19 protein-coding genes, 1 pseudogene and 1 riboswitch are annotated in these 18,103 nt (G+C 71.1%); of the genes and pseudogenes, 13 read left to right on the plus strand and 7 right to left on the minus strand.

Annotated features, from left to right (window positions below; all coding sequences use genetic code 11):
- Positions 1-153 precede the first annotated feature (153 nt).
- Positions 154-311: riboswitch (SAM riboswitch) on the plus strand.
- The 4 genes from thrC to groL all read left to right on the plus strand — a co-directional run bounded on the left by thrC (position 305) and on the right by groL (position 4,566).
- The gene (gene thrC / locus ACIPXC_RS22460; protein WP_183067933.1) at positions 305-1,603 is read left to right on the plus strand and encodes a threonine synthase; all 1,299 of its coding nucleotides are present in this window, start codon (positions 305-307) and stop codon (positions 1,601-1,603) included. Its footprint overlaps the riboswitch before it by 7 nt.
- A 36-nt stretch (positions 1,604-1,639) precedes the next feature.
- A complete protein-coding gene (locus ACIPXC_RS22465) occupies positions 1,640-1,918 on the plus strand; it encodes a MoaD/ThiS family protein (protein WP_030854668.1) in 279 nt (92 codons plus the stop codon).
- A 384-nt stretch (positions 1,919-2,302) separates the two neighbouring features.
- Entirely contained in the window at positions 2,303-2,509 is a 207-nt protein-coding gene (locus ACIPXC_RS22470) for a cold-shock protein (protein WP_030009783.1), read from the plus strand.
- 437 nt (positions 2,510-2,946) lie between these two features.
- Positions 2,947-4,566: a chaperonin GroEL gene (gene groL, locus ACIPXC_RS22475; RefSeq protein WP_046778676.1), complete on the plus strand. Its 1,620-nt coding sequence runs from the start codon at positions 2,947-2,949 to the stop codon at positions 4,564-4,566.
- A gap of 98 nt (positions 4,567-4,664) precedes the next feature.
- On the opposite strand, the gene ACIPXC_RS22480 is transcribed toward groL, so the two are convergent.
- Positions 4,665-5,237, minus strand: coding sequence for a Uma2 family endonuclease (locus ACIPXC_RS22480; protein WP_401621178.1), 573 nt, complete (start codon positions 5,235-5,237; stop codon positions 4,665-4,667).
- A 159-nt stretch (positions 5,238-5,396) separates the two neighbouring features.
- On the opposite strand from ACIPXC_RS22480, the gene ACIPXC_RS22485 reads away from it, so the two are divergent.
- From ACIPXC_RS22485 to ACIPXC_RS22495, 3 genes are read left to right on the plus strand one after another with little or no spacing between them, the layout of a single operon-like run.
- Positions 5,397-5,789, plus strand: coding sequence for a hypothetical protein (locus ACIPXC_RS22485; protein ID WP_401620989.1), 393 nt, complete (start codon positions 5,397-5,399; stop codon positions 5,787-5,789).
- Between the two features lies 1 nt (position 5,790).
- Entirely contained in the window at positions 5,791-6,351 is a 561-nt protein-coding gene (locus ACIPXC_RS22490) for a hypothetical protein (protein WP_401620991.1), read from the plus strand.
- A gap of 37 nt (positions 6,352-6,388) precedes the next feature.
- Positions 6,389-7,006 (plus strand): phosphoribosylanthranilate isomerase, encoded by a 618-nt coding sequence (locus tag ACIPXC_RS22495; protein WP_401620994.1) that lies wholly within the window; start codon positions 6,389-6,391, stop codon positions 7,004-7,006.
- Between the two features lie 166 nt (positions 7,007-7,172).
- Here ACIPXC_RS22495 and ACIPXC_RS22500 read toward each other — a convergent pair whose 3' ends face one another.
- Together ACIPXC_RS22500 and ACIPXC_RS22505 are read right to left on the minus strand one after the other, a co-directional pair.
- A complete protein-coding gene (locus ACIPXC_RS22500) occupies positions 7,173-8,873 on the minus strand; it encodes a serine/threonine-protein kinase (protein ID WP_401620997.1) in 1,701 nt (566 codons plus the stop codon).
- 135 nt (positions 8,874-9,008) lie between these two features.
- Positions 9,009-9,386 carry a protease inhibitor I9 family protein gene (locus tag ACIPXC_RS22505; protein WP_401620999.1) on the minus strand — a complete coding sequence of 126 codons (378 nt, stop codon included), beginning with the start codon at positions 9,384-9,386 and terminating at the stop codon, positions 9,009-9,011.
- 378 nt (positions 9,387-9,764) lie between these two features.
- On the opposite strand from ACIPXC_RS22505, the gene ACIPXC_RS22510 reads away from it, so the two are divergent.
- The gene (locus ACIPXC_RS22510; RefSeq protein WP_401621002.1) at positions 9,765-10,949 is read left to right on the plus strand and encodes a S8 family peptidase; all 1,185 of its coding nucleotides are present in this window, start codon (positions 9,765-9,767) and stop codon (positions 10,947-10,949) included.
- Positions 10,950-11,172: 223 nt separating this feature from the next.
- Here ACIPXC_RS22510 and ACIPXC_RS22515 read toward each other — a convergent pair whose 3' ends face one another.
- Complete coding sequence (locus ACIPXC_RS22515) at positions 11,173-11,427, minus strand: DUF397 domain-containing protein (RefSeq protein ID WP_401621181.1); 255 nt, start codon at positions 11,425-11,427, stop codon at positions 11,173-11,175.
- A pseudogene (locus tag ACIPXC_RS22520) lies at positions 11,411-12,195 on the minus strand (Scr1 family TA system antitoxin-like transcriptional regulator). The gene ACIPXC_RS22515 and the pseudogene ACIPXC_RS22520 overlap by 17 nt, the downstream one beginning before the upstream one ends.
- Before the next feature lie 84 nt (positions 12,196-12,279).
- On the opposite strand from ACIPXC_RS22520, the gene ACIPXC_RS22525 reads away from it, so the two are divergent.
- From ACIPXC_RS22525 to ACIPXC_RS22545, 5 genes are all read left to right on the plus strand, one after another.
- On the plus strand, positions 12,280-12,768 hold the full coding sequence (locus tag ACIPXC_RS22525) for a recombinase family protein (protein ID WP_401621005.1): 489 nt from the start codon (positions 12,280-12,282) through the stop codon (positions 12,766-12,768).
- 71 nt (positions 12,769-12,839) lie between these two features.
- On the plus strand, positions 12,840-14,261 hold the full coding sequence (gene tnpB, locus ACIPXC_RS22530) for an IS607 family element RNA-guided endonuclease TnpB (RefSeq protein ID WP_401621008.1): 1,422 nt from the start codon (positions 12,840-12,842) through the stop codon (positions 14,259-14,261).
- Between the two features lie 202 nt (positions 14,262-14,463).
- A complete protein-coding gene (locus ACIPXC_RS22535) occupies positions 14,464-14,682 on the plus strand; it encodes a hypothetical protein (protein WP_401621011.1) in 219 nt (72 codons plus the stop codon).
- On the plus strand, positions 14,679-14,972 hold the full coding sequence (locus ACIPXC_RS22540; RefSeq protein ID WP_401621013.1) for a hypothetical protein: 294 nt from the start codon (positions 14,679-14,681) through the stop codon (positions 14,970-14,972). The genes ACIPXC_RS22535 and ACIPXC_RS22540 overlap by 4 nt, the downstream gene beginning before the upstream one ends.
- Positions 14,959-15,186 (plus strand): type II toxin-antitoxin system VapB family antitoxin, encoded by a 228-nt coding sequence (locus tag ACIPXC_RS22545; RefSeq protein ID WP_401621016.1) that lies wholly within the window; start codon positions 14,959-14,961, stop codon positions 15,184-15,186. The genes ACIPXC_RS22540 and ACIPXC_RS22545 overlap by 14 nt, the downstream gene beginning before the upstream one ends.
- Before the next feature lie 294 nt (positions 15,187-15,480).
- Here ACIPXC_RS22545 and ACIPXC_RS22550 read toward each other — a convergent pair whose 3' ends face one another.
- Both ACIPXC_RS22550 and ACIPXC_RS22555 read right to left on the minus strand, forming a co-directional pair.
- Positions 15,481-16,464, minus strand: a complete 984-nt coding sequence (locus ACIPXC_RS22550) for a GNAT family N-acetyltransferase (RefSeq protein WP_401621020.1) — start codon at positions 16,462-16,464, stop codon at positions 15,481-15,483.
- A gap of 37 nt (positions 16,465-16,501) precedes the next feature.
- Entirely contained in the window at positions 16,502-18,103 is a 1,602-nt protein-coding gene (locus ACIPXC_RS22555; RefSeq protein ID WP_401621023.1) for a PTS transporter subunit EIIC, read from the minus strand.

The raw sequence follows: 18,103 nt of genomic DNA on the forward strand, positions 1-18,103 counted from the left end.
CGTCTTTGTGATCCATCTCGCGGTTCGGACGGCTGTCTCAACCGCCCGTCCCTTCGGTTACAGTCTTGAACAACGCGAAGGACCACCGCATGCCGGGGTCCCCCGCGTACAAACGCACCGGCGCGCCACAGAGCGCGTGTGCCGGTGCCATACCGCTCATCCAGAGGGGCAGAGGGACACGGCCCGTTGAAGCCCCGGCAACCCTCCAGTCGGTTCTCGCGATCGCGCAGCAGCGCTCGTCGACGAGGTCCCCGGCTAGGGAAGGTGCCAATTCCGTCTCATGGCGAAATGCGCCATGGGGAAGATGAGGAGAAAGGGCCTCGCCATCATGGCTGCACAGACTGTCGCCACCTCTGTCGATCTCGGACCTGCCACGGGCCTTTCCTGTCGCGAGTGCGGTACCCGCTTCGAGCTCGGTCCCATCTTCGCGTGCGCTGAGTGCTTCGGACCTCTGGAAGTCGCCTACGAGCTGCCGACCGGCGACCCCGAGGCCCTGCGCGCCGCGATCGAGGCCGGTCCGAACAACATCTGGCGCTACGCGCCGCTGCTGCCCGTCCCCGCCGACGTGGCCGCCAAGCCGAGCCTGAACCCCGGCTTCACCAAGCTCGTCGACGCCGCCAACCTGGCCAAGGAGCTGGGCGTCACCGGCAAGCTGTACGTCAAGGACGACTCGGGCAACCCGACGCACTCCTTCAAGGACCGCGTCGTGGCCATCGCCGTCGAGGCCGCCCGCGCCTTCGGCTTCACCACCCTGTCCTGCTCCTCCACCGGCAACCTGGCCGGCGCCGTCGGCGCCGCGGCCGCCCGGGCCGGCTTCCGCTCCTGCGTGTTCATCCCGCACGACCTGGAGCAGGGCAAGGTGGTCATGGCCGGTGTGTACGGCGGTGACCTGGTCGGCATCGAGGGCAACTACGACGACGTCAACCGCTTCTGCTCCGAGCTCATCGGGGACCCGCTGGGCGAGGGCTGGGGCTTCGTCAACGTCAACCTCCGCCCGTACTACGGCGAGGGCTCCAAGACGCTGGCCTACGAGATCTGCGAGCAGCTCGGCTGGCAGCTGCCCGACCAGATCGTCATCCCGATCGCGTCCGGCTCCCAGCTCACGAAGATCGACAAGGGCCTGCAGGAGCTGATCAGGCTCGGCCTCGTCGAGGACAAGCCGTACAAGATCTTCGGCGCCCAGGCCGAGGGCTGCTCCCCGGTGTCGACCGCCTTCAAGGCCGGTCACGACGTGGTCCGCCCGCAGAAGCCGAACACCATCGCCAAGTCCCTCGCGATCGGCAACCCGGCGGACGGCCCGTACGTCCTGGACATCGCGCGCCGCACCGGCGGCTTCGTCGAGGACGTGACCGACGAGCAGGTCGTCGAGGCGATCAAGATCCTCGCGCAGACCGAGGGCATCTTCGCCGAGACCGCGGGCGGCGTGACCGTCGGCGTGACGAAGAAGCTCATCGAGAACGGGCAGCTCGACCCGGCGCTGACCACCGTCGTCCTCAACACCGGTGACGGCCTCAAGACCCTGGAGGCGGTGGCCGCGGACAGCGGGCAGACCGCCACCATCCGCCCCAGCCTGGACGCGTTCCGCGCCGCCGGCCTGGCCTGACCACCCTCCACGCAACTCCGGAAAGGCAGTAGCGCCATGAGCGTCAACGTCCGCATCCCCACCATCCTGCGCACCTACACCGGCGGTCAGGCCGAGGTCCCGGCCGAGGGCGCGACCCTCGCCGAGGTCATCGAGTCCCTGGAGAAGAACCACCCGGGCATCGCCGCGCGCGTCCTGGACGACCAGGGCAAGCTCCGCCGCTTCGTGAACGTCTACGTCAACGACGACGACGTGCGCTTCGAGGGCGGACTCGCGGCGGTCACGCCGGACGGCGCCGGTGTCTCGATCATTCCGGCCGTCGCGGGCGGCTGCTGACCCACCCGGTAAACGAAATTACCCCCTCCGCTAAAAGCGGAGGGGGTAATTCTGCTTGATTGGGCACGGTACAGTTGGGGAAGTCCCCTCCGCTGGACTTGCCCGCCGCATATGAGCGGGTCGCGTGAGGGTCGACATCGGGCCAATGTGCGGGTGCGGTATGGGGCTTTGGCGAGATATGTCTGGCCCGACTTGCCCTGGAATATTCCAAATTTTCACTCTATTTCAATGTTTCTCGGTGTCCAGATTTCTCGTCGGATTGACCTGTTGCAGACAGCACTCGCGCAGATACATTCAGCCTCGGTCGAAGCGTTCCGACGCAAGTTCTGACCCGGTAACGCGAAGTGCGTTCCCGCGCAAGGGCCAGTAATAGGGGAGTTAGGCATGGCTCAGGGCACCGTCAAGTGGTTCAACGCGGAGAAGGGCTACGGCTTCATCGCGGTCGACGGTGGTGCGGATGTGTTCGTCCACTACAGCGCCATCCAGATGGACGGGTACCGCACCCTTGAAGAGGGTCAGCGGGTCGAGTTCGAGATCTCGCAGGGCCAGAAGGGTCCGCAGGCGGACATGGTCAAGCTCGCGCTCGGCTAGTCCCGGAGCATCGACCACCGACGCTCGGTCTTCCGTCGAAGACCCGGAAGACCCACGAGGGGCCCACATCCCGGACACGGGATGTGGGCCCCTCGCGTGTGCGGCGCGCGCGCCCGCGTTCCTTGCCGGAGCCGCTTGCGCCCACCCGTCACCCGACCGCCACCCCTCACCGGGGCTTCTTCGAAGCCGCTTGCGCCCACCCGTCACCCGACCGCCACCCCTCACCGGGGCTTCTTCGAAGCCGCTTGCACTCTCGGGGGTCGAGTGCTAATCATTGGCGTTAGCACTCTACGAGTGAGAGTGCTACTGAACGAGGACCGGGTCGGTGAGGCCCGCAGGGTCCGGTGGGAAGGAACCGCCGGGCACGCAGGCCGTCCGTCGCGGGCGCGGGCGCGGTCCTGGGAGCAATCCACCGCTGTCCGGGAGGACCACTTCAGATGGCCAAGATCATTGCGTTCGACGAGGAGGCCCGCCGCGGCCTCGAGCGCGGGATGAACCAGCTCGCCGACGCCGTCAAGGTCACCCTTGGCCCCAAGGGTCGCAACGTCGTCCTTGAGAAGAAGTGGGGCGCCCCCACGATCACCAACGATGGTGTCTCCATCGCCAAGGAGATCGAGCTCGAGGACCCGTACGAGAAGATCGGCGCCGAGCTGGTCAAGGAAGTCGCCAAGAAGACGGACGACGTCGCCGGCGACGGTACGACCACCGCCACCGTCCTGGCTCAGGCGCTCGTCCGCGAGGGCCTGCGCAACGTGGCCGCCGGTGCCAACCCGATGGCCCTCAAGCGTGGTATCGAGAAGGCCGTCGAGGCCGTCTCCGCCGCCCTGCTCGCCCAGGCCAAGGATGTCGAGACCAAGGAGCAGATCGCTTCCACGGCCTCCATCTCCGCCGCCGACACCCAGATCGGCGAGCTCATCGCCGAGGCCATGGACAAGGTCGGCAAGGAAGGCGTCATCACCGTCGAGGAGTCCCAGACCTTCGGTCTGGAGCTGGAGCTCACCGAGGGTATGCGCTTCGACAAGGGCTACATCTCGGCGTACTTCGCCACCGACATGGAGCGCATGGAGTCGTCCCTCGACGACCCGTACATCCTGATCGTCAACTCCAAGATCGGCTCGGTCAAGGACCTGCTGCCGCTCCTGGAGAAGGTCATGCAGTCCGGCAAGCCGCTGCTGATCATCGCCGAGGACGTCGAGGGCGAGGCCCTGTCGACCCTGGTCGTCAACAAGATCCGCGGCACCTTCAAGTCCGTCGCCGTCAAGGCCCCGGGCTTCGGCGACCGCCGCAAGGCCATGCTCGGTGACATCGCCATCCTCACCGGTGGCACGGTCATCTCCGAGGAGGTCGGCCTCAAGCTGGAGAACGCCGGTCTCGACCTGCTCGGCCGCGCCCGCAAGGTCGTCATCACCAAGGACGAGACCACCATCGTCGACGGTGCCGGTGACAGCGACCAGGTCGCCGGTCGCGTGAACCAGATCCGCGCCGAGATCGAGAACTCCGACTCGGACTACGACCGCGAGAAGCTCCAGGAGCGCCTCGCGAAGCTGGCCGGCGGCGTGGCCGTCATCAAGGCCGGTGCCGCGACCGAGGTCGAGCTCAAGGAGCGCAAGCACCGCATCGAGGACGCCGTCCGCAACGCGAAGGCGGCCGTCGAGGAGGGCATCGTCGCCGGTGGTGGCGTGGCCCTGCTGCAGGCCTCCGCGGTCTTCGAGAAGCTGGAGCTCGACGGTGACGAGGCGACCGGCGCCAACGCCGTGAAGCTCGCGCTGGAGGCCCCGCTGAAGCAGATCGCCGTCAACGGTGGTCTCGAGGGTGGCGTCGTCGTCGAGAAGGTGCGCAACCTCCCGATCGGCCACGGCCTGAACGCCGCGTCCGGCGAGTACGTCGACATGATCGCCGAGGGCATCATCGACCCGGCGAAGGTCACGCGCTCCGCGCTGCAGAACGCCGCGTCGATCGCCGCGCTGTTCCTGACCACCGAGGCCGTCATCGCCGACAAGCCGGAGAAGGCCGCGGCCGCTCCGGGCGGCATGCCGGGCGGTGACATGGACTTCTGATCGGCCCCTGGCTGATCGGCTGTTCTCGAACGAGGGCGGCACCCCGACGGGGGTGCCGCCCTCGGGCGTTCCCGGGACCGGAAGCGCAACGAAAACGGTCAGAACGCGGTGTCGAGCGCGAAGTCGAACGGCGCGGGGATCCGCAGGACCTCACCGAAGGACACCGTCGTGCGGGCGCGGTAGCCGTGGGGCGACGGGTCGTGGAAGCAGGTGATCTCCGCGTCCTGCATGTCGACGACCAGGTAGACCGGGACGAGGCGTCCGTAGACGTCGAGCTTCTCGTTCCAGTCGGCGTCCCGGGTGGAGACGGACGTGAACTCCGCGACCAGGGACAGTGCCGTTGCGTCCGCGTGACGGCCGTCCTCCTCGAAGGCGGACCCGTCCGCGACGAAGAGGTCGGGGCAGAAGGCGCGCTCCGCCTCCGCGAACCGGAAAAGGAAGGGCGCGACGTCCGCGTAGTGGCCCTTGGGCCCTCGGGCCTGCAGCTGTTCCCGCAGCGCACGCATGGGGTGGTAGTAGCGGAGCCTGGAAAACGGTGACACGACGATCTTCCCCCGGATGAGCTCGGCCTTGAAGCCGTCTGGCGTGTCCATCTCCGCGACCGTGCGCAGGAGGTCCTCGAAGGTCGGTGGCGCCGACAAGGCATCTATGGGTGTGGCCCGCTCGATCATGATCGTCACCGTATTCCTCCGGATGGCGTGCAGCGCTGAGCCCGTGCCGTTCAAGGCTAGTGTCGCGGTGCGGGCCCCACCCGGTCCCGGGAGCGGTCCCCTCGATCGGGTGGTGAAAACCGCTGGCCGGGGTGGGTGGGGGCGTGTGACCGTACGGCCATGGGGAACTCCGTCGCTTGTCCCGTGCTGCGCACCGCCGATCCCGCCGAGGCGTACGAGAAGGCGCGACATCTCTGCGCGCTGCCGGCCACGCGCTACGCGCAGGTGTACGTGGGGGCCGAGCTGCGGACGGTCGCGGCCGTGGGCGCGGGGCCGGCCTCGGTGCGGTGGGAGGGGTGCCGGCCCGACGAGCCCGAGCCGGGCTCGTACTCCTCGCCCGCATACGACGGTGTGCAGCTCGTCCTCAACAGCGACCGCTGCGACTGGTCCGAGCAGGTCGCCGGGGTCCACACGCTCCACGTGCACGCGACCAAGCACGGCGACCCCGGCCGGGCCGAGCGGCTCGCCGCCGCGATCGGCGGGGCCGTGCCGGGCGCGCCGGAGCAGGGCTGACGTGGGGAGTTCGCGGGCGTACCCCGTCTACCGGACGGACGACCTCGACGAGGCGTACCGGCGGGCCCGGGTGCTCTGCGCGCGGATGCGGCCGCTCGAACCGGAGATGTGGCTGTGCGCGCAGGCGACCACCGTCACGGAGGCCCGGTCGCTGGGGGCGCTCATGCCGACGGGCCTGTTCGAGCCGTCGTACGACTGGGAGGCGGACGTCTGGTACCTGGGGGCCGCCCTGCCCGGCGGCGACCGGGAGCTGGCCGCCGTGCTGCCGCTGACCGTGGACTCGTACGCGGCTCCGGGCCCGGTCGAGGGGGCGCTCCTGCGGGCGGTGGGCGTGGGTGCGGCCACGTTGCTCTGGTACGGGGCCTGGCCCTGGGTCCCCGAGATACCGTCCCACTCGTCCGACCCGACCGACCAGCGCGTGGAGCTGGACGTCAACGGGGGGCACCCCGACGGCCGGCACACGGTGTACGTGCACTTCCGGTCCGCCGACGAGGCCGGTGCGGCGCATCTCGCCGCGGCCATCGGCGGGGCGGTGCTGGGGCCCGTACAGGTCGGCCGCTGACGCCCGGAGCGCGGGCGCGGCCGCATAGGCTGGGCGCATGGCTGACCTCTTCGTCAAGATCTGCGGGCTCAGGACCGCGCCGGACGTCGACGCCGCGGTGGCGGCCGGGGCCGATGCCGTCGGGTTCGTGTTCGCGCCCGGCAGCCCCCGCACGGTCGACGCGGCCACCGCGCGCGAGCTGGCCGCGCGGGTACAAGACACGGTGCTGACCGTCGGGGTGTTCCGCGGGCAGTCCGTCGAGGAGGTGCGCCGGTTCGCCGAGGAGAGCGGGGTGCGGGGCGTGCAGCTGCACGGCGAGGAGGGCCCCGAGGACTTCGCGGCGCTGCGCGCCGAGGGCCGCACCCTGCTGCGGGCCACCGCCGGGCGCGTGCGGCGCTGCGGTGAGTACGGCGAGGACCTGCTGCTGCTCGACGCTCCCGACCCGGGCTCCGGCAAGCCGTGGAACTGGGGGGCGGCGGACTTCACCGCGCCCGAGGGACGGTGGCTGCTGGCCGGCGGGCTGAACCCGGGCAATGTGCGAGAGGCGCTCGCGGCCACTGCGGCGTGGGGCGTGGATGTGTCCAGCGGTGTGGAGCGCGAGCGCGGGGTGAAGTCGCCGGAGCTGATCCGCGCCTTCGTCGAGGCGGCCCGCGGCCAGGGGGTGTCCTCGTGGTGACCCCCCTGGACACGGACGCGCCGCACGGGGCGGCGTGACGCCTGCGCGTCAGGAGGCCACGCGCCAGGACGCCGTGGTCAGGAGGCCGCGCGCCAGGACGCCGCGCGTCAGGGGGCCGTGCGTCAGGGGGTCGTGCGTCAGGACGCCGTGGTCAGGACGCCGTGCGTCAGGAGGCCGCGCGCCAGATCGTCATGTCGGCCATGAGCCAGCTGGGGTCCTTCGACAGGCCCGGCGCCGACTTGATCCCGATGACGAACAGCGCGATGTCCCCGGACGGGTGCTGCACGCAGACCTCGCTGCCGGCCGCCAGGACGTGCAGCGTCAGACTGTTCTGACGGGCGTACCTCAGCTCTTCGCGGCACGTTTCGAGGTTCCCGGTGCCCGCCTTCCGCGGCATCGAGAACACGCTCGCGTCACTCTCCATCTTGCAGCCGCTGGCCATCCCGCACTTCATACGGATGTCGCCCGTCCGGTCACCGTCCTCGTGCTGGACGGGTTCCTCGAAGCTGATGGAGTTCTCTTCGTTCAGCTTCAGCCCGGGATAGGGCAGGGGCTTGGGCGGCTGGGACGCACTCGGCGTCGGGGTGGGGGTCGGGGCGGAGCCGGGCGCCGCGGGGGCCGGGGCGGACGCCTTGGCCGCCGCCGCCTCGCGTTCGGCCGCCCGGTCCGTGACGTCCATCAGCTTCCAGCCCAGTCCGCCCAGCGTGAGCGCGCCCGTCACCGCCGCCACGGTGGCGACCCGCGCGGTCCGCCGCCGCCTGTTGCGCGCCGCCGTCGCCGACGCGGTCGACGTGGCCGGAGCGGCGGCTCCCGCCGGGACGGATGTCGCGTGCGCACCGCCCCGCGCAGCGGCGTCCCCCGCGGAGTCCCCCGACGCCGTGCCCGGGGAGTCCTCCGGGAAGTCCCCTGCGGCGTCCTCCGACGCCGTGCCCCGGGAGGCGGACTGCGGCCGTGGCCGCGGCTTTCCGACCGGCGCCGGTATCTCCTCGTCCAGGCCGGCGACCTCCCGCCAGACGGCCGGTCCGGCGCCCGCGGCGGCCTCCTCGCCCAGATACGCGCGGCACCACGCCAGGATCTCCGCCGGGGTGGCGCGTTCCTCCGGGGCGGTGGCCAGGCACAGCGCGAACAGCGGGCGCAGCGGCTCCGGCAGCAGGGTCAGGTCGGGCTTGGAGTGCACGATCCGGAACAGCACGGTCATGGAGGGGCCGTCCCCGTACAGCGGCTTGCCCAGGGCCGCGAACGCCGCCGTCTGGCCCAGCGCGAAGACGTCGGTGGCCGGCGTGGTCTCGCCGGCCAGCCCCTGCTCGGGTGCCATGTACTGGGGTGTGCCGATGGTGTGGCCCGTGGCGGTTGCCGTCAGGCCGGAGGCCTGGGAGATGCCGAAGTCGATGACCCGGGGCCCGTCGGCGGCGAGCAGTACGTTCGACGGCTTCAGGTCCCGGTGCACGATGCCCGCACCGTGTACGGCCACGAGGGCCTCGGCCACGCCCGCCATCAGCCAGACCACCGCGGCCTCCGGCAGCGGCCCGCGCCGGGCGATGGCCTCCGACAGCGAGGGGCCGGGCACGTACACGGTGGCCAGCCATGGCGGTGTCGCCTCCGCGTCGGCGTCGATCAGCTCGGCCGTGTACGCCCCGCGGACCCGCCGCGCGGCCTCCACCTCGCGGCGGAAGCGCCGCCGGAAGGTCGGGTCGTCGGCCAGGTCGGGATGCACCACCTTGATGGCGACGGGCCGGCCGCCCTGGGTGTGCGACAGGTAGACCCGGCCCATGCCTCCTGACCCGAGCCGGGCGGCGAGGCGGTAGCCGCCCACGGTCCGCGGGTCGTCGGCCCGCAGCGGCTGGAACACTTCGGTCGCGCTGTTCATCGGTCTCCCCCCGACCCCCGCCCTGATCAACCGATGAGTTGATCCACACAACCCTAAGCGCCGGGTGGGGACGGGAAGCGTGCCGGGGAGCGGGGTGCCCGGGAGCAGGGTCCTGGGCGCCGGCCGGTGTTCCGGTCAGCCGACGGTGTCGAACGAGGACACGCCGCCGTCCTCCTGGACGGACTCCACACCGGGAAGGACGCGCAGGGCCATGACCTGGCCGGGGGCCAGCCGGGCGGAGAAGCCGTGCAGGGCGGTCCGGAAGACGTAGTCCGGGGAGGCCCCGACCATCCGGGCGACCGCCCTCGGATCGACGTCCTCGTGCACGGTGACGATGTACCGGGCTTCGTCGCCCGCGGCCGTACGGGCCACGCGCACGGGAGCGGTGACGGGGGCGGTCACGGGGGCGGCGAGGGCGGCCGAGGCCGCGGGCAGGGCGGTGACGGCGGCCAGCGCGGCGGCGGCCGCGACCAGGGGCGGGGTTCGGCCCGCCCGGCTCAGGAGGATGCGCATGGGGGGAGGGCACCACCCGCCGCGCGGCGGGTCAAAGACGTCCCGGGGTGTGGCGGGGGCACGGGCGGCGCACCCGCCGTGCGCCCCCTGGAGTGGTGGCGGCCCATACGGGTGATCCTGCAGCGGCGGCCGTCGGACGTACGGCCGCGCGAGGCAGGCCCGGCGGCAGAGGCGGTTAACCCTTTCTGCAGCCCGTCGCGACGCCGAGCCGACGGTTCCGCGGGCCGATCGGCCGGCCGGGGGGCAGCGGTTCAAGCCGCGCCGAGCAGCCGCCCGATGCAAGGAGGGGCCGCTCCCGCGGAGGCGTTCGACGTCGCCGGCGCGGCCCACCCGTACCTCTCCTCCTCCCCTCCACCCCCCGCAAGGGAGCCCCTTTTCATGCGCATGCTCGCCCGCCTCGCCACCGCAGCCCTCCTCGCCGTCACCCCGGTGGCGGCCGGTACGGCCACCGCCGCCGCCGGCCCGGAGCCGACCCCGGCGCCGCTGATCACCTCCACGAACGCCATCGCAGGCAGCTACATCGTCACGCTCGCCAAGTCCGTCGATCCCGCGAAGGTCGCGGAGTCCGTCGGCGTGAGGGCGAAGTTCACCTACGAGACGGCGATGAACGGCTTCGCCGCGCCCCTCACCGAAAAGCAGCTGAAGACGGTCCGGCACACCCGCGGGGTGGTGTCCGTGGCCCAGGACGGGCAGGTGACCGGCCCTCCGGCGCCGCCGAGCGGGATCACGACCAAGGCGCCGTCGAACTCCTGGGGGCTGGACCGGATCGACCAGAGATTCCTGCCGCTGGACAACGAGTTCAGCCCCAACACCAACGGACAGGGCGTGGTCGCGTTCATCCTCGACAGCGGGATCGACTACCGCCACCCCGAGTTCGGCGGCCGGGCGCTCTTCGGCTTCGACGCCATCGGGGACGGCCGCAACGGCCAGGACTGCCACGGCCACGGCACGCACGTGGCGGGCACGGTCGGCGGCACGAACGTCGGTGTGGCGCACAAGGTGACCCTCGTCAGCGTCCGTGTCCTCGGCTGCGACAACCGGGGCTCCTGGTCGGGGATCATCGCGGGCCTGGACTGGGTGGCCGCGAACGCCCGGCAGCCCGCCGTCCTGAACGCCTCGCTGGGCGGGGACCGCTTCGATCCGGTCAACAACGCCACCGCCGCGCTGTTCGACCGGGGTGTGCTGCCGGTCGTCGCAGCCGGCAACGACAACCGGGACGCCCGCTTCGTCTCGCCCGCCTCCACGCCCAACGCGGTGACCGTCGGCGCGACCAACCGCTTCGACCAGGAGACGGACTTCTCCAACTGGGGCGAGCTCCTCGACCTCTACGCCCCCGGCCAGGACATCATCTCCGCGAGGATCGGCGGCGGCACGGTGTCGCTGAACGGCACCTCCATGGCCGCCCCGCACGTCACCGGCGTGGCCGCCCTCTACAAGGCCGCGCACCCCACCGCCCGCCCGGTCGAGGTCGCGAACTTCCTGAAGAACGAGGCCACCGAGGACGTCATCCAGAACCTCAGCGACAACGGCCCCGACAAGCTGCTGTTCACCAACGGCCTCTGATCCGGGACCCGATGCCCCGCCCCCTGTCGGCGCGGCCGGTCGGCTCGCCGCCAGGGGGATCACGGACGACCGCACATCCCGGCTCGCGCAGGCCGCCGCCGCCCCTGCGGGACGTCCCGCAGGGGCCGCGGCTCGAGATCCAACCCGACGGGTGTCGAGGGCTATACGTTCGTGAACCTGGACCCGTCGGGTGAACTGCCGTCGTACGTGGCCCTGAAGCGGGTCAGAGACTGGTGAGGAACGCCTTCCAGGCGGGCCCGCGGAAGGTGAGGTGCGGGCCGTCCGGGACCTTCGAGTCCCGGACGGGGACGAGGCCGAGGTGAGCGTCGCAGACCTCGACGCAGTTGCCGCCGTCACCGCCGCTGTGGGTGGACTTCCGCCAGGTGGCCATCTCCAGGCAGTCGCCGCCACTTCCGCCGCTGTGGCTCGACTTGTGCCAGGTGGCCGCCGACAGGTCGTATTCAGGAATGCTCGTAATCCTTCGCCGCGGACTCGATCATGGTCAGTGATTCCCGAGGTGAGAGCGCACTGGCCGTGAGCAGATCGTAGTTCAGCACGTGGCGGGCGACCGTGGCCGGATCGTCGAACAGCCGCCCGGTTCCGTTGCCTTCGGCATAGGAAAGCTGCGGGGCGTCGTCGAACGACATCAGCTTGAGCAGCCCCATCATCCCCGCATGCGCGCCAGCGCTGAACGGAATCACCTGGACGATGATCCGGTGGGATCGGACCAGGGCGATGATGTGCCGCAGAGCGTCGGCCATCACCTCCCGACTGCCGACTTCGCGGCGCATGACCGCCTCGTCAAACACGCACCACAACAGTGGTGTAGTTGGATCAACGAGGAGCGAGGCGCGAGCCAGACGGCCTTCGACCAGCTCGTCGATCACCTGCTCCGTTGCGGTCGGCTGGTAGGCGCGACATACCGCGCGTGCGTAGGCCTCGGTCTGGAGCAGGCCGGGGATGAGCTGCGGCGCGTAGTCGCGGATCGTCTTTGCCATGGCTTCGGCTCAGCCGCCTCGGCGAAGTGGTCCGGGTATTTGGACTTGGCCGCTGCGGTGCAGTTGCGGGCGAAGAAGCCGTTCGTGTCGAGGATTTCGTCTATTTGGCGGGCGAATTCGAGGTGCATCCGGCGGGTGCCCGATTCGAGCTGGCCGATGAACGAGCCGCTCACGAAGAGCGGTTCGCCGAGCTCGGCCTGGCTCATGCCCGCACGCTCGCGCGCGACGCGCAGTTCGGCGCCGAGCAGGGCGCGGGGTGAGGAGGCGGGGTGAACAACAGTCGCATTTTTTATCAGTAGTTATCTGTCTTCATCAGCTTTTATCCTGATGGCGTGAAGCTTTCCGGGTGGGCGGCGCGCAACGGTGTGCATTACCAGACCGCGTGGGCCTGGGCGAAGGAGGGCCGTATGCCGGTCCCTGTCGTGCAGACGCCGTCCGGTATGTGGCTGGTCGAAGAGTCCGCTCCCGAGACCGGCGGGCGGACGGTGGTGTACTGCCGTGTTTCGTCCGGCGACCAGAAGGCGGATCTTGACCGGCAGGTCTCCCGTGTCGTGCGGGGGGCCAACGGGCTGGGGCTCGCCGTTGCCGAGGTTGTGACCGAGGTCGGGTCGGGGCTGGACGGGAAGCGGCGGAAGCTGCACCGTGTTCTGTCGGACCCTGCCGTTGCCGATCCGCAGGAGACGACCAGTGACCTGGTCGGGGACATCACCGAAGTCCTCACCTTGATGTGTGCCGGACTGTATGGGCAGCGAGCGGCGGAGAACCGGGCCGCACGGGCTGTCGCCGAGGCCACCGCCCCGGCGGCGGAGACGACCGGGTGAGCGGGGCGGAGCCTGCCGGGAGCGGGAGGAAGAAGCGCCGGGGGTTCGAGGCGCGGCCCGGCTTTCACGTCGTGGGCCACAGACTCGCCCTCGACCCGGGCGCGTCCGCCCTGCAGGCTCTGGCCTCGCATTGCGGGGCGGCGCGGGTCGCCTACAACTGGGCGGTGCGGCATGTGCTGGCGAGTTGGTCGCAGCGCGCAGCGGAGGAGACCTACGGCGTCCCCGAGGCAGAGCGCGTTCCGTGGCGGTCGTGGTCGTTGCCGTCGTTGCGGAAGGCGTTCAACGAGGCCAAACACACGGACCCGTTCCTGCGGGAGTGGTGGGCGGAGAACTCGAAGGAGGCCTACAGCACCGGCCTCGCGAACGCTGCTGCCGCGTTCGACAACTACGCCAAGTCCAGGCGCGGCGAGCGTAAGGGCGCCCGGATGGGCAGGCCCCGTTTCAAGTCGAAGCGGAAGGCTCGCCCGGCGTGCAGGTTCACCACCGGCACCATCCGCCTCGATGACCGGCGGCATATCGTCCTGCCCCGCCTCGGCCGGATCCGCCTCCACGAGGACGTCCAGCCCCTCGTGGACGCGATCGCCGAGGGCGGGACGCGGATTGTGTCGGTGACGGTGCGGTTCGAGCGGGGCCGCTGGTTCGCGGTCCTGCAGACCGAGGAACGTCAAACCATCGCCCCTGCCAGCCGGCCTGGCACGGCGGTTGGGATCGACCTCGGCGTGAAGACTCTCCTCGTCATGGCGGACTCGTCCGGCGAGGTCCGCGAGGTCGCGAACCCCCAGCACTACGACCGGGCACTCACGCAGCTCCGGAAGGCCTCCCGGACCGTCTCCCGCCGACGCGGCCCGGACCGGCGCACCGGACAGGCCCCGTCCCGTCGCTGGGAGAAGGCCAACGCGGTCCGTAACCGCGTGCACCACCGGGTGGCGAACCTGCGGGAGAACCATCTCCACCAGGCCACCGCGCGTATCCCCGCCGAGTACGGCACCGTCGTGGTCGAGGACCTCAACGTGAAAGGCATGGTCCGCAACCGGCGTCTGTCCCGCCGTATCTCCGACGCGGCGTTCGGGGAACTGCGGCGCCAGCTCACCTACAAGACCCGGCGCCACGGTGGACGTCTGATCGTCGCCGACCGCTGGATGCCCTCCTCGAAGACCTGCTCCCGCTGCGGTGTGGTGAAAGCCAAGCTGCCCCTCGGCGTGCGTGTCTTCGAGTGCGACGCCTGCGGACTCGTCCTGGACCGGGACGCGAACGCAGGCCACAACCTGGCCGCCCTCGCGGCGGCCAACGGTAAAACGGGTACCGGAGTGGCCGGAGACCCGGGCCCCGCCCTGGTGGTGGTGCCGAAGCCTCGTGGAGCCAAGCAGAAGACCCGCACCGCCCGAACCCGCAAGGGGACGGACACGCGGGCAGCTGGCGCAACACCCCACCAGGGGACGGAAACGAGAGATCGTCGACAGGACACCAGGCGCGAGCAACTCTCGCTCTGGTGACACCGCCACGAACCTTCCGGACGGAAACGCCCGGAATACTGAGAGTCGCCGAGACTCGAAGCAACGGTCGAGGTTCTTGCCTGCCGTGGCAACTCCATGGCCAACAGGTGAGGTTGTTCACGGTGCTGCCTTGAAGGGCTAGCCACCCGGTCACCACGCTGTGTGTAGAAGTCGACCACTCAGAGTAGAAAGGTGACATGTCATGGTGCTCACGCCCGCGGAACGGATCCAGGCGGCCGAGGAGGCCGTACGGGAGCTGAAAGAGGCGCTCGACGGGGTGGGCGTCATCTTCCCCTCCCTGGGCGTGGAACGGGTCTCGGCGGCCGGTACGTACGGCCTGCCGCTGGTCGACCTGGGCCGCTGCAACCTGGACACCGCGCTCCGGCTGGCCGCCGTACTCCACGAGCGGGCCCATCCATGAGCGAGTGCGACCGGGAGCGGGCCCGCTGCGAGGCCGCCCTGGAGGGCTTCTTCGCGGTGGCGCAGAGCTGGGAGTTCGAGCTGGCCTGGAAGCTGTGCTGGCTGGAGAAGGGCCTCGCCGACGCCGGGTGGAAGGGCGGACCGCCGGACCCTCCGCCGAGGGACGAGCGCGGGCTGCCGATGTCGGAGCCCTTCGCCGACGGCTCCGGCAACCGGGGCGCACCACACTCGGTGGACGATGCGGCCGGCCTTTTGTGGACGCCCGGCGGAGTGGCCGATGCCGGAGCGTGAACAGCGGACTCGCCCGCTCGGGATGGACCTGGAGGAAGCACTCCTCGCTGAAGCGGCGGAGACCAAGGGCACGACTGCGAAGCGAGCGACGATCAACGGAGCGTTGGCTGAATTCGTGGCTGCTGCCCGGCGGCGGCGCTTCGTGGCACTGATGGATGAGGGCGTCTTCGACGACCTGCGCGACCCGGACGTGATGCGGGGTGCGTGGCGGTGACCAAGTACCTGGTCGACAGGGGGGTGCGTGGGCCAGGATGCATCTGCCGACAGTCCGGGACCGGCTGATACCGCCTCTTGAGCGGGGCCGTACGCCGAGGCTTCGACCGGCTGCCCCTCACTGACGAGGTCGGCGAACGTGCCTGAGGTGCCGAAGCATCCTCGCTCGCCGAGCTGCTGATCGCTGTGACCGCCGAGCGGCATGGGGCGGTGGTTCTCCTCCGACGCCGACTACGACGGCATCGCCAAGGTCACGGGGCCGGAGTGGGGCCGGGTGGGGCTGGGGCGAGGGGCGCTATGGGGTGGTGTCCGTGCGGAGGCGGGCGTGGAGGTGCTCGTCGTGCCAGCCGTCCGCGTGCAGGAGGGCGCCGCGCATGGTGCCCTCCAGGGGGAAACCGGCCTTCGTCGCGATGGCGCAGGAGGCCGGGTTGGCCACGGAGTGGGTGATGCGCACGCGGTGCAGGCCGAGGTCGTCGAAGGCCCAGCGGGCCAGGCGGTCGGTGGCCCTCACCATGACGCCGGTGCCGCGTCCGGCGGGGAGCAGCCAGTAGAGGATCTCGCCGCTGCCGCCCACCAGGTCGATGTCGGCGATGCCGATCAGGCCGACGGCCCGGCCGCCGTCGGGGGCGACCGCCCACGTTCCGGCCTTCTCCGCCTGCCAGCGCTCGTGCCAGCGGGCGATCCGCGCCTCGGCCCCGGCCAGGTCCAGCCGGCTGGGGCGGTTCCAGTGCCGGATGTCCGGGTCCAGGTGGGCGGCGACGAGCGCCGGGGCGTCGTCCGCGCTCCAGGGACGCAGCAGCATCCCGCCGGGGAGGGGGAGTTCCGGCTGGTTGAGGGCGCGCATCCGGCCGGCCGGGACCACCGGGGGTATGGAGTCGATCATGGTCCGATCATGCCCGCGGCCTCGCGGAAGCGCAGCAGGAGGTACTGGGCGTTGGGGGAGTCCGAGGCGAAGGGCTGGCGGCCCAGGGCCTTCCGGGGCCGCCGGGCCCCGGAGCCAGGCCTCGTCGCAGCCGTAGCAGAAGGCTGCTTCGAAGAGGGGCGGGGCGGCCGGGTCGGCGCCGTACGCGCGGACGCCCCAGCCGGGAGCGAAGCCGCAGAGTGTCTGCCGGGCGGTGGGGAACTTCCCGATCAGGGCCAGGGCCCGGGCTGCTTCGGCGCCCTCCCACCGGGCCGTGACGTCGCCGGTCATCGGTTCGCCCCACCGTTCGGGGCCGGCGGAGATGCGGACGACGTCGAGCCGGGCGGTGGCGCCGACGGCGCCGGCGGGAAGCTTCATGCGGACAGCCTTCCCCAGGGCCCGCCCCGCCGCGGTCCTAGGTCAGCGCCGGTGCCTTCGCCGGATCGGCCGGATCGGCCGGGCCTGCGGGGTCCGGGGCGGCCGGGTCCGGGCCGGTGTTGAGGTCGGCCAGCATGCGGCCCGTGAAGCCGAAGAAGTAGGTGGCGGCGAAGCCGACGAGGTAGCCGGTCAGCAGGCCGCCCGCGTAGATTGCGACGGTGGTTCCGAGGCCGGAAGTGCCGTCCAGCAGCGGGAAGAGGGCCCAGCCGGACGGGCCGATGGCCGTCGAGCCGAAGGCGATGCCCAGCTGGTTGAAGAGGCCGACGAACGCGCCGCCGGCCGCGCCGCCGACGCAGGCCGTGACGAAGGGGCGGCCGAGCGGCAGGGAGACGCCGTAGATCAGGGGTTCGCCGATGCCCAGGAAGCCCGCGGGGAGCGCCGACCTGATGGTGGCGCGCACCGAGCCGTTGCGTGGGAGGCGGCAGTGGACGGCGATGGCCGCGCCGACCTGGCCCGCGCCCGCCATGGCGAGGATCGGCAGCAGGACGGTGTGACCGGACTGTTCGATGAGGGTGGTGTGGATCGGGATCAGGGCCTGGTGCAGGCCGAGCATCACCAGCGGGAGGAAGAGCCCTCCCAGGACCAGGCCCGCGAACGCGCCGCCGGTGGACAGCAGTCCGTCGGCGAAGGTGCCGATGGCGGCGGAGGCCTCACCGGCGAGGAACATCAGGCCGAAGAGGGTGACCAGGCCCGAGATCAGGATCGTGAGGGTGGGGGTGACCAGGACGTCCAGGGCCTCGGGGACCAGGCGCCGGCAGCGCTTCTCCACGTACACGGCGAGCAGGGCGGCGGCGAGCGCGCCCAGGACACCGCCCTGGCCGGGCCTGAGCTCCGTACCGAGCACGGTGATCTTCGCGACGCCCGGGAAGACGATGATCGCGGCGACCGCGCCGCCCAGGATCGGGGTGCCGCCGAACTCCTTGGCGGTGTTGTGGCCGACGAACACCGCGATCAGCGACATGAAGCCGGACGCGATCGCGGCGAGCGCCGGGACCACGGAGGGCAGCAGACCCAGGTTCATGAGCAGGCCGCCCAGGCCCGCGATGATCCCGCAGCCGATGAGGGCCGGGATCAGCGGCACGAAGATGTTCGCGATCCGGCGCAGCATCAGTTTGAAGGGGGTGGCGTTGCGTGCCTTCCGGGCTTCCTTCAGGGCCGCGCCCTGGGCGGCGAGTTCGTCGGCGGTGACGGGGTGGGTGTTGCCGGGGTGGGTGGCGCCGGGGTGGGTGGCGCCGGGGTGGGTGGCGCCGGGGGGCGCGGCGGAGCGGCCCTCCTCGACCAGCGCCTCGAACTCCGGGGTGATGCGGGCGACCGCGCCCGGGCCGAGCACGATCTGGTAGGTCTCGTCCTCCACCACGCCCAGGACCGCGGGGAGGGCTCTGAGGGCCTCGTCCTGGACGAGTGCGCGGTCGCGCAGCGAGATGCGCAGGCGGGTCATGCAGTGCGCGACGGCGGTGATGTTGTCGGGGCCGCCGACCAGGGGGAGGATCGCGGCGGCTGCGGCGCGGTTCTTGTCGGCGGGCTCGGTGGGCTTGGTGGGCTTGGTGGGCTTGGTCGGCTTGGTTGGCTCAGTGGACAT

This window comes from Streptomyces sp. NPDC090021, assembly GCF_044748225.1.
GTDB lineage: Bacteria > Actinomycetota > Actinomycetes > Streptomycetales > Streptomycetaceae > Streptomyces.